This is a genomic window from Idiomarina sp. ST10R2A5 (genome assembly GCF_051842325.1).
Classification (GTDB): Bacteria; Pseudomonadota; Gammaproteobacteria; order Enterobacterales; family Alteromonadaceae; genus Idiomarina; species Idiomarina abyssalis.
Window position 1 is genome coordinate 435,412 of record NZ_JBNIEX010000001.1, and the last position, 11,271, is coordinate 446,682.

Genomic DNA, 11,271 nt, shown 5'->3' on the forward strand with positions numbered 1-11,271 from the left:
GACTAGCTCAGCTGTTTTTATTCCCCACTCGGAATAAACGAGCCAGTGCAGGAATAAGAATAAGCGCACCCAGCATATTCCAAAGGAACATAAAGGTTAACAGTATGCCCATGTCCGCCTGGAACTTAATGGGTGAGAATATCCAGGTTGCAACACCAATGGCCAGCGTGAGGCCAGTAAAGCCTACTGCTTTGCCAGTGTTGTCCAGCGAGTGCTTATAGGTATCCTGCAGCGACATGCCCTGCTCCAGACCTTCTTTCACCTTACTGTAGATATAAATGCCGTAATCGACACCAATACCAACCCCTAAGGCAATAACCGGTAAGGTCGCAACTTTAATACCAATGCCTAATACCGCCATCAGACCCTGACTCATTACCGTAGTGAAAGCCAGAGGCAGAACAATACAGGCAACCGTACGAATACTGCGGAAAGTAATAAAGCACAGCAAAACCACAACGCCGTATACCCACAGCAGCATTTTATTCTGAGCCGCTTCTATAACCGAGTTTGTTGCAGCTTCTATCCCGGAGTTACCAGCCGCCATTAGCAGCTCTAAACCCTCCTGCTGATACTTCTGGTTAAAGTTATTAACCGATGCAACAACGTTTTCAAGCGTTTCGGCTTTGTGATCATCCAGATAGATAATCACCGGAGCCATTGAGCAGTCGTTATTAATAAGCCCGTCGGGAATGCGACTTAACGACGCATTAATCACGTACTGATTCCGGTTTAAGCTGAACCACTTCAGGTTACCTTCGTTAATACCGAACATACCCATTTTAGAAACGTAAACCACAGACTTAACGTCCTGAACGCCGCTGGTGTTTTCCATATGCCAGCTAAAACGTTCCATCAACTCGAGGTTGTCATAGGCAATGCACTGCTCTGGAGCCGATGCCGCCATAACAACAAAGATGTCGGTACTGGAACTGTAGTTATCAACGATAAAGGCATTATCCTGATTATAACGACTGTCAGGACGAAGCTCTGGCGCCCCTTTGTCCAGGTCGCCGATAGCTATGTTTTGGCTGTTAACCAGACCCCAGGCAAGCATAACAAGTGCAACACCTAGTGCTGAATACGCCCACTTAGGTTGAGTAAACTTAGCAAAGAACTCAAATAATGGATGACGTTCGCCTTCAATCTTCTTCTGATAAGCCAAGCCGTTATCGGATGTTCCCAGATAAGACATCAGGATAGGCAGCAAACCAAGGTTGGTTAACACAACAACGGCTACACCAATACTTGCTGCAATAGCCAGTTCCTTAATCACTTCAATATCAATAACCATTAAAGTAGTAAAGCCAATAGCATCACTGGCTAAAGCCGTTAGCCCCGCTATGTACAAACCGCGGAACGCTGCCCGCGCAGCAGCAACTTTATCAAGTCCGGCTACCCGGTTAATACCAATGGCATTAATAATTTGCACACCATGGGAAACCCCAATGGCAAAAACCAGGAACGGAACCAGCATAGAATACGGATTAATGCCGCTTCCTATGAGTTTGATGATTCCTAACTGCCATATTACGGCAATTATGGAGCAACTCAGCACCATAAAGGTGCTACGCCAGCAGCGGCTGTAGAAATAAAGCATGATGAGCGTGATAGCAATTGCCAACAGGAAGAACAAGCCAACCTGCTCCGCACCTTCAATCAAGTCACCAATTAGCTTGGCAAAGCCGGTAATATGAATTTCAATGTTGTCGCTTTGGTATTTGTCACGAACCAGGGTTTCCAGCTTTTCCGAAAACTGCTGATAGTCCAGCTTTTCACCGGTATCTGGATTAACCTCATCAAGCGGCACATAAACAATAGTGGATTCAAAGTTGTTGGCAACCAGGTTGCCCACTTCACCCGAGCGCAAAACATTCGTTCTTAACTGCTCTAATGACTCTTCGCTGCCATCGTAACCATCGGGAATGACCGGGCCTCCGACAAAACCTTCTTCAGTAACTTCCATCCAGCGAACATTTGGCGTCCATAAGCTTCGTAGCCCGGAACGGTTTACGCCGGGGATGAAAAATATTTCATCGGTAATTTGCTGCAGCTTCTGTTGAAACTCCTGATCAAAAATATCTCCGTCTTTATGCTCAACAGCAACCCGAACCACGTTGCCTAAACTGGCCAGATCATCCTGATAGTCAAAGTAGTTCTGAATAAAAGGATGGTTGGTCGGAATCATTTTTGTCAGGCTGGCGTCAGGACGCACCTGCGAAGCGTGATAGCCCAAAAACAATGTCAGTAACAGAAAGACAATTAACCAGGGAGCCCGTACCGTGAATAATAGTTTCTCCAGCAGTCCTGCCGACTTATTCGCACTCGGATTATCCATTTACTGCGCTCCTTGTTGCGTTGCTAAAGCTTCTTCTTCGGTTATTTTGGCGGGCCAGTGCAGCAAACCGCTGCGCCCGGTCATGATCCACTCGCCGTCACTCACTTCGATAATATCAGTCATGACTGAACCACTAGGATGAGTTCTGTTCGTTACATTCAGTTGTTCATCAACTTCAAGGATAGTTCCTGAGTGGCCTACAATAAGTTGTGTTCCTGACTCAGTCGTTGTACCAGCCGACAAGTTAACTCTGGTGCCTGTGTCTATGGTAGTGAAGCTCTGGCCTTTATCTTCAGAAACAAATGCGTTTCCTCGCAGCCCATAAACCCATAGCCTGCCCTCGGTATCAACATGACCACCGAACAGCGAACCACGGTAAGGCGAGTTCAATGTTTCCCAGCTCTCTCCGCCATCATTGCTGGCAAATGCCAAACCGGACTCGCCCATAATATAAAGATCATCGCCTTGTCCGAAAATAGCATTTAAGTGATAGCCATTGGGGTTTTCCAGTCGATGAGAAATCACTTGCCAACTTTCACCACCATCTTCAGTTTTCAGAAAAGTTCCATAGGCTCCAATTGCTAACGCTTCACGTGCGTTTTTAGCGTAAAGATCTAAAAATGGTTTGCTTGGACCTTCTTCTTCGGCAACCTCGATGTTACTAATTTGAAATTGCGCCTCTTCAACTTGCCATTCGAGCTCGCCAACAACCTCTTCGTCATCGCTCGATTCAATTTTCTCGTTTAATTTAGCAATACGCTTTTCATAATAGTTCTTTTCAAGCTTCATAAGCTCGAAACCATCGAACTGCCGTTTCCAGCTATTACCGCCATCTTCAGTTTTAATAATGACACCGTGATGCCCGGTTCCCCAACCAATTTGTTCATTGGCAAAGCCTACACTGGTTAATAGTACACTGGTATCAACATCAGCTTGTTGCCAGTCGCCGCCCTCTTTCCATAGAATGTTGCCATGCGCGCCAACCGCGACTAGACGCGGTCCGACAGTTGTCACCTCAATAAGTACTTCGCTTTTAATTCTGTCTGATGACAATGCTGGTGCACTGATCACTTCGTAATCAGTTATTGTTGTTGTGTCGCCTTCCTGTGCAAGCACTGTGGTACTAAAAATAGCCCCCAACAACACCCCTAATGGGGTTAAAGACAAGCGCATGGAACCTCCCGGGTACTAAAAATGTCATAGGATTGTATAAGCTCAAGAATATTTGAAAACCTTTTTTCGTTAAATTCGTGCTTTTTTTCGTTAAAGTATTGCTTGAGAGGTCAGTCCTCTGGCAAAGTGATGTTGGAAAGTAGAACAACAAGGAAAATTATAATGAATAAACTGATGCTAAAAGCTGGCGTATTCGCCATGTCGGTGATTTCCGCGAGCGTTGCGGCTAAAGTATCACCAGAAGAAGCCGCTCGGCTCGGTCAGGATTTAACCCCTATCGGTGCTGAGAAAGCAGCTAACGCTGATGGATCTATCCCTGCCTGGGATGGTGGTTACTCTGATAAGTCGGTCGATGTTGTTCGCGGTAATAACCCATTTGCCGATGATAAACCGTTATTTACCATCACCCACGACAATCTGGATGAGCACAAAGAACATCTTAGCGAAGGTCAAATCGCAATGTTTGAGAAGTACTCAGACTATAAGATGAACGTTTATCCAACTCGTCGTACAGCAACTTATCCGGACGAACTGTGGCCGAAAATCAAATCAAATGCAAAAAATGCAGAAATGGTTGCCGGTGGTAACGGTGTCGAGAACTTCGATACAACCATTCCGTTTCCTATTCCGGAAAATGGCTTAGAAGCAGTATGGAACCATATTACACGCTACCGTGGTGGCGCAGTAACACGTAACATTGCTCAGTTCCCGGTATTATCAAACGGTAATTACACGACTGTCGAGTTAAAAGAGACACTGGTGTTCCCTGAGTATCTAAAAACCGGACGTCAGGAAGCTGACGACAACGTTCTGTTTTACTTTATGCAGGAAGTTGAAGCTCCTTCTCGTTTAACCGGTACTGTACTTCTGGTACATGAAACCATTAACCAGGTCAAAGAAGGTCGTCGTGCATGGATTTATAACGCCGGTCAACGTCGCGTTCGCCGTGCGCCTAACGTAGCCTACGATGGACCAGGTACAGCAGCTGATGGTCTTCGTACTTCAGACAACCTGGATATGTACAATGGTGCTCCGGACAAGTACAACTGGGAATTAAAAGGGAAAAAAGAAGTTTATATTCCTTACAACAACTACGAAATTATGAATCCTGAGCTGGATTATGACGACATTATCAAAGCAGGTCATATGAATCAGGACTTAATTCGTTACGAAAAACACCGTGTTTGGATTGTTGAAGGTACCCTTAAAGATGGCGAACGCCATATCTACTCCAAGCGTACTATGTACCTGGACGAAGATAGCTGGACAGCTTCTTTGGTTGATCACTATGACGGACGTGGTGAACTATGGCGTGTTGGTGAAGCTCTGAATACTCAGTTCTACAACCAGGACGTACCATGGATGGCCGCAGAAGCATTGTATGATCTGGACTCAGGTCGCTACATCTCGCTTGGTCTGGGTAATGAAGAAAGTACTTACATGGAATGGGATATTTCTCCAAGCCGTGATGACTTCAGTACTAACGCATTACGCCGTAAAGGCTTCCGTTAAGTTTTAAAACTTAACCAAATAAAAAGGAGGCAAATGCCTCCTTTTTTTCTTCCTGAAGTAATATCACTACTTTTCCAGGCGAGCCAAAAGGCTTGAAGTATCCCAACGGTTACCACCCATTTTTTGAACATCTGCATAGAACTGGTCAATTAGTGCTGTCGCAGGCAAAGAAACTCCCTGCCGATCCGCTTCAGCCAGCGCAATTTTCAAGTCTTTGCGCATCCAGTCCACTGCGAAACCATGCTCATAGTGGTTATCCCACATAGTTTTATAGCGGTTTTCCATTTGCCACGAACCTGCGGCACCCTTGCTAATGGCGGAAATAAGCTTATCCGGATCAAGCCCAACCTTACGTGCTAGTTGAAGACCTTCCGATAACCCTTGTAGTACACCGGCAATACAAATTTGATTAACCATTTTTGCCAGCTGGCCGCTACCTACAGGACCCAGTAACTGGCGAGTTTTTGCATAACATTGGAATAATTCATCTGCGGCAGCAAACGTTTTATCACTGCCGCCGACCATTGCCGTTAAAACGCCATTTTCAGCACCAGCTTGTCCACCTGAGACCGGTGCATCAAGAAAGCTCCCCTCTTTTTCTTTTACCGCCAGCTCTAATTCCCGAGCCAATTCTGCAGAAGCCGTTGTATGGTCAATAACCACTGCACCGGGTTTTAATTTTGAGAGCAGGCCGTCGTCACCATAAAAAACACTGCGAACATCGTCGTCATTTCCCACACAAACCATGACAAAATCGGCGTTTTTAACCGCCTCTGCTGGCGTTTCCCCGTAGTTCCCCGAGAATTCCTTTGACCATTTTTCTGCTTTAGCTGTGGTGCGGTTAAATACGCTAACGCTGTGCCCGGCATTTTGTAAATGTCCCGCCATGGGGTAGCCCATAACACCTAAGCCAATAAATGCGCACTGCTTTCCCATATTCACTCCTCCTGAAAGTTTGGCTTTTCGATAAGCCAGTGCTGGTAACGTCCCAACTCGCGATAAGGGGATGTTTGGTTGTATTTCATCTCAAGTGACAGTAACTCATCAAACCGTTGTTGATCGTCTAAGTTTCGTAAGTAATCGTGAAAACATCTAACCCCCGTTTTCTGCCTGACTTTTAGTTTGTTGTCTTTCAGGTAGTCATCCACTTTTTCTGGCACAACGGGGTTTTGGGGGCTTAAACGAACGGTCTTCTTAACTTTTAATCCCCGTTCTATGTAATCAAAATTTCCATAAACGGCATTAGCAAATAGTTGAGCGTGATGATTATAAAACATGAGCGAAAGCCTGCCACCGGGCTTCAATAATGACGCCAGTTGCTCAATAGCAACCTCAGTGTCCGGCAGCCATTCCAGCACCGCATGACAAAGAACAATATCGTACTGAACGAGCGGCAGCTGATTAACCAAATCGTTTAAACTGGCCGTAATATACTGACACTGACCTCCCAAGCCTGCGGCTTTATGTCTTCGGGAAGCTTCTTCAACCATGTCCGTTGACAGGTCAGAGTGCACAACGGTAAAGCCTTTTTCCTGGAACCATTGGTTTACCTGACCTAAACCGGCACCAACATCCAGCACAGAGCATGGCTCACTCGCCAGTAGAGAGGCTAAATCGCGTTTAAGCACCTCAACTCTTAACTGGCCTTTTGTGGTGTCGTAGATTGATTTAGAGAATTTTTGGCTTATACCGCTAAAGTCCCCTCTTTCTTGCTTCTTTCTGTTCATTTAGCGCTTCTCTTAAGCCGGACTATCGATATCAATGAACTTAACCTCAAGTTTGAAGTGTTCAGCTAAATGCTCCCCCAGCGCTTTAACACCGTAACGCTCAGTAGCGTGGTGCCCGGCCGCAAAGAAGGCAACATTCTGTTCACGGGCACTATGAATGGTCGGTTCTGAAACCTCACCTGTAATAAAGGCATCAACACCCAGTTGGGCAGCTCTATCAATAAATCCTTGCCCACCGCCAGTACACCAGGCAACCTTTTCAATTTTATGTCCCCCTGTGACACGGCAAACCAACTGCCGTTTTAACTTCTCCTCCAAATGAGCTGCCACCTCGTCATCGAGCATAGGTTGTTCTAAACGACCTGTGACCAGAGGGCATGCGGGATCAGAAGAGTCGACCGCACCATCGAAATGCCAACCCATTAATTTTGCCAGTTGGGCGTTATTGCCAAGCTCAGGGTGAACATCCAGAGGCAAGTGATAAGCAAACAGGTTGATGTCATTATTCAACAACTGTTGTAACCGTCGTTTCTTCATACCTGTTACCTCGGCAGGCTCACCTTTCCAAAAGTAGCCATGATGAACAAGTATTGCGTCGGCTCCTTCAGAAACGGCTCTATCAACCAAGGCTTGGCATGCCGTAACCCCGGTAATAACTTTGCTTATTTCGGTCTTGCCTTCGACCTGTAAACCATTCGGGCAGTAGTCCTTAATTTGGTTACTGTTTAATAGAGTATTAAGGTAGTTTTGTAACTCGTTTCTTGTAATCGACATAATTAAAAACCAAATTCACTGTGCAAATAGGCTTAAGTTTACCCGAAATTAGACAATAATCCGAAAAAACGGTATAAACGAAGGGTGAAGTATTTTTATACAAACCTTTTAAAACAAACCTTGAATAAAGGAACAATTGAATGAGCAAACTGGATAAAGAAAAGGTACTCGCTGAATATACCGAAGCTTATCAAAAGGCTCACGGTAAAAAGCCTAAGATTGAAAGCAGCAACGGCTGGTACAGCGTTGACGGTGGTAAAAATGTGCGCCTGGCACAATTAGCAGATGAAGCTAAAGCTCTGGGTAAAGAGAAAAAGTCAGCGCCTAAAAAATCTGAAGCTAAGAAGTCTGAACCCAAAAAGACTGAAGCCAAGAAACCGACCGCGAAAAAAGCTGAGCCTAAGAAAAAGGCTGATAAAAAACCTGCCGCTAAAAAATCGACAGCGAAGCAGTCACCGGCTAAAAAATCCAGTTCTGGCGGCTTAACCGCAAAAGAGTTATGGAAGCAAAAATTGGAAAACAAAGGAGGTGATTGCCGCTTGCCTCGTGGTACAGCGTAAATCCTAACCCGAAAAGCAAAAAGCGACCCTAAGGTCGCTTTTTTTGTTTATCTTTTTTGTTTACAAAACATCGGGGTTCTTACCCGCTACGCGGTCAATCGGCACCTTGATTTTACGATAACGATGCACTAAAAAGTCACTGCGTTTAAATATTACCTGCTCAGAGCCAAACTCGGCCTGAGAAACAAGAAACCGTTCGTTATCCAATGTTTTTACGACTATCCCTAACTTCCCCTGATGCGGACCACGCTTAATAAAAACCGTCTGCCCTTGTATGCGGGGGTTATTGTAAGAAAATGTCGGATAATTTATTGCCACTGCAGCTTCCCTAAACCTTTTAAGGCTTGACCAATACTCTGGATTATACTCCTATTATCGGTCGCTGACAGAGATTCTTGATATTTATTTCTTACCAATATAGAGCGTGATCTCTCCAACCGGGAAGCCCCACTTGGACATATCCGTTCGATTGATCATATTGTTTTCATCAATCAGATAAAGCCAGTCATCCAGTGTCAAAACCATGGGTTCACCATCAACCTCTACTTCTAGCTGATAGCCCCAGTTTAATACGTTACCCGCAGTCGTCCCTCTGGCTACGCCCTTTACATCATCTGCGCGCCCTTCGTAACTGTTAGGCCCTGTTTTTGTTATACGCCAAACGCGGCGCTCTTTACGACCATCGGCATAGGTAAAATGTTCATCAAGAACACCTTCATTACCCTCCCATGTGCCGGTCATAGTCACTTCAAAACGCTGAATAACTTCGCCGCTATAGTCCTGAACCATGCCATAAGCTACAAGCTCACCATTAAAAAATTCTTCCAGTTTTAATTCTGGTTTTTCACTCTTATAAGCACCAATTCCGGTAGAGCAAGCGGACACTAAAAAAAGCAGAACGGTTACCGCTATCACTTTAAATAACTGCATACTATTTCTCTCCAATCAATTCGTTTCTTTCCGAACGAAAACGGCTGTTTTCAGATAACCAAATGGCTAAAAACTGTTCTGTGAACTCTTTGTCTTTAATGGTTCCCAGGAGTTTTTCGCCTTGATAAAACTCGGCAGATCCCTCTTCATCTTCAACCAGTAAGAGGCAGTCTCCTTCTTTTATATTCGGCCAAATTGAATCTAATTGCGCTAACCAGTCTTTGTGCTTTTCACGGTCAAGCTCCAGCTTCTGCCATTCTTCTTCTGTCGTTTCTATTAAGTCTTTCGCTTTAATGTCGCGCAGGTACTCTAATAACAGCGCTTGACGCTCATTCTTTTCATAATTCCCTGACGGGCTGAACAAGGTCGCATCGTAAACATCCCAGAAATAGACACTTAACCGGGTCTCTCCAACCTTACTGAAGTTACCAGGCACCGACTTCGCGCATTCAGCAGCGAAAAGGTTGACGCTGAAAAGCGCCAACAAACCAAATAATGTAAACCTCATAACTTCACTCTCCCGACTCTTTTTTGGGTGACATGGAGAAAACAAAGTAGGCCATCATTAATCCCCATATGACCGCATAACAGGCAATGACCAGCGGCATTGAATCAATTGTGGCGGCGTTCAGTTTAACACCTGCTACATAAGTGACAGGCCCGGATACAGCACCAACCAGAACCGCAAAAATAGGTTTCGGAGCTAACCAATCCAGAGCAACCGGCGCCATTGATGAAAAGCCAAGCCACAACATGGCTAACCATAAAGGGAAGTAACCGCCGGCAAAATCAATCACCCCCAGGCTTATACTTATGGCTTCCAGTAACAGTCCAACTGCGAATAAGCGCAGAATTAAAGTCCAGCTGACTTTGACAACTCCAACGCTATAAACAAACTGCAATGCCAACAGAACACCGCTAAGAACGATATAACTGTCACGACCCGCCACAGCGCTAAACCACAACGCATTAAAAAGAACGAAGCTGACTATTTTGTGCTGAATAGAATTCATTAGTAAGCCTGCGCTTTGCTGGCCGTAACCTGAACAACAGAAACTCGCTGTTCAAGAAAGCCGCCTTCACAATAGCTAAAATAATAATTCCATAACCGCGAGAACCGCTCATCGTAGCCAAGTTCTTCCAGTTCCTTCTGGTGGCTGTTAAAACGTTCTTCCCATTGTCTTAGTGTTTTCGCGTAACTTAGACCAAAGTCATGTACATCACGAACAACTAAGTCGGTATAACGCGTAAATAGCTGAGTCATCTGGCTTAACGAGGGCAAAAAGCCTCCTGGAAAGATGTGTTTCTGGATAAAATCGACGGAGCGCGCGTACGATGCCGCACGCTGATCAGCAATAGTTATAGCCTGCAATGACATTTTCCCATCTTCTTTTAAAAGCTTGTTGCAGGTACGGAAGAAGGTTGGCAAATACTCTTTGCCAACGGCTTCTATCATTTCAACGGAAACCAACTTGTCATACTGCCCTTCCAGGTCCCGGTAATCTCGTTTTAGCAATTCAACTTTATCGGAGAGACCAGCAGCCTCAACCTGTTCTTTAGCGTACTGAAACTGCTCTTCTGATATCGTAGTTGTAGTAACCCGGCAGCCATAATGTTTCGCAGCGTAAACTGCCAGACCACCCCAGCCGGTACCTATTTCCAATAAATGATCGTCAGGTTTTAATGCCAAAGAGTCACATAAGCGCTTCATTTTATTACGTTGCGCCTGCTCTAAAGAATCAGCCGCATCCAGGAACAATGCACTTGAATACTGCATCGCTTCGTCTAGAAAGCGGGTATAGAGTTCGTTACCCAGGTCATAGTGAGCTGAAATATTCTTTTTAGCCTGGCCTTTATGATTCCGGTTACTCCAATGCTGGTATTTATTAAACGGAAAAGTTAACCAAGCCAGGCGAGTTTCCAGTTTATCCAGCGCCGGTAAATTGCGTGCAAAAACCCGGATCACAGCGGTTAAATCGGGAGTATCCCAGTGCTTATCGATATAAAGTTCGGCTGCACCAATACTTCCCCCGGTTACCAGGCGACGATAAAAAGAAGAGTCCTTAACATCAATTTCAGCGCTAAGCTCTTTATCGGCATGACCAAAGGTATCAATGAACGTGCCTTTTTCTTTTATCGTTAGCTGGCCATATTCCAAATGCGCTAATAATTTAAATGCGATAGTTCGGAATAATTTATCCCACACGCCGTATTGAATAGGCGCCACCATAGTCGTTTCACCACTGGACATACAAAC

The 11,271-nt window shown here is 45.1% G+C and carries 12 protein-coding genes; 2 read left to right on the plus strand and 10 right to left on the minus strand.

Features of this window, described 5'->3' with window-relative positions:
- Positions 1-7: 7 nt before the first annotated feature.
- Positions 8-2,338: an efflux RND transporter permease subunit gene (locus ACP7FG_RS02155; protein ID WP_439225376.1), complete on the minus strand. Its 2,331-nt coding sequence runs from the start codon at positions 2,336-2,338 to the stop codon at positions 8-10.
- The gene (locus tag ACP7FG_RS02160) at positions 2,339-3,511 is read right to left on the minus strand and encodes a WD40/YVTN/BNR-like repeat-containing protein (protein WP_439225377.1); all 1,173 of its coding nucleotides are present in this window, start codon (positions 3,509-3,511) and stop codon (positions 2,339-2,341) included.
- Positions 3,512-3,673: 162 nt separating this feature from the next.
- Here ACP7FG_RS02160 and ACP7FG_RS02165 point away from each other — a divergent pair, with 162 nt between their 5' ends.
- Complete coding sequence (locus ACP7FG_RS02165; RefSeq protein WP_439225378.1) at positions 3,674-5,023, plus strand: DUF1329 domain-containing protein; 1,350 nt, start codon at positions 3,674-3,676, stop codon at positions 5,021-5,023.
- A gap of 66 nt (positions 5,024-5,089) precedes the next feature.
- Here ACP7FG_RS02165 and ACP7FG_RS02170 read toward each other — a convergent pair whose 3' ends face one another.
- The 3 genes from ACP7FG_RS02170 to ACP7FG_RS02180 are packed head-to-tail and all read right to left on the minus strand — an operon-like array spanning position 5,090 to position 7,524.
- Positions 5,090-5,959, minus strand: coding sequence for an NAD(P)-dependent oxidoreductase (locus ACP7FG_RS02170; protein WP_439225379.1), 870 nt, complete (start codon positions 5,957-5,959; stop codon positions 5,090-5,092).
- A 2-nt stretch (positions 5,960-5,961) separates the two neighbouring features.
- On the minus strand, positions 5,962-6,750 hold the full coding sequence (locus ACP7FG_RS02175; RefSeq protein ID WP_439225380.1) for a methyltransferase domain-containing protein: 789 nt from the start codon (positions 6,748-6,750) through the stop codon (positions 5,962-5,964).
- A gap of 12 nt (positions 6,751-6,762) precedes the next feature.
- Entirely contained in the window at positions 6,763-7,524 is a 762-nt protein-coding gene (locus tag ACP7FG_RS02180; RefSeq protein ID WP_439225381.1) for a Nif3-like dinuclear metal center hexameric protein, read from the minus strand.
- Positions 7,525-7,664: 140 nt separating this feature from the next.
- Between ACP7FG_RS02180 and ACP7FG_RS02185 the strand changes: the two genes are divergently transcribed.
- Positions 7,665-8,084 (plus strand): hypothetical protein, encoded by a 420-nt coding sequence (locus ACP7FG_RS02185; protein WP_439225382.1) that lies wholly within the window; start codon positions 7,665-7,667, stop codon positions 8,082-8,084.
- Between the two features lie 60 nt (positions 8,085-8,144).
- On the opposite strand, the gene ACP7FG_RS02190 is transcribed toward ACP7FG_RS02185, so the two are convergent.
- From ACP7FG_RS02190 to ACP7FG_RS02210, 5 genes are all read right to left on the minus strand, one after another.
- Entirely contained in the window at positions 8,145-8,402 is a 258-nt protein-coding gene (locus ACP7FG_RS02190; protein WP_054487590.1) for a DUF3912 family protein, read from the minus strand.
- A gap of 84 nt (positions 8,403-8,486) precedes the next feature.
- On the minus strand, positions 8,487-9,014 hold the full coding sequence (locus tag ACP7FG_RS02195) for a DUF3833 domain-containing protein (RefSeq protein ID WP_439225383.1): 528 nt from the start codon (positions 9,012-9,014) through the stop codon (positions 8,487-8,489).
- 1 nt (position 9,015) lies between these two features.
- On the minus strand, positions 9,016-9,522 hold the full coding sequence (locus ACP7FG_RS02200) for a chalcone isomerase family protein (protein ID WP_439225384.1): 507 nt from the start codon (positions 9,520-9,522) through the stop codon (positions 9,016-9,018).
- Between the two features lie 4 nt (positions 9,523-9,526).
- On the minus strand, positions 9,527-10,027 hold the full coding sequence (locus ACP7FG_RS02205; RefSeq protein WP_439225385.1) for a DUF2878 domain-containing protein: 501 nt from the start codon (positions 10,025-10,027) through the stop codon (positions 9,527-9,529).
- Complete coding sequence (locus ACP7FG_RS02210) at positions 10,027-11,265, minus strand: class I SAM-dependent methyltransferase (RefSeq protein WP_439225386.1); 1,239 nt, start codon at positions 11,263-11,265, stop codon at positions 10,027-10,029. Before ACP7FG_RS02210 ends, ACP7FG_RS02205 begins: the two co-directional genes overlap by 1 nt.
- Positions 11,266-11,271: the final 6 nt, after the last annotated feature.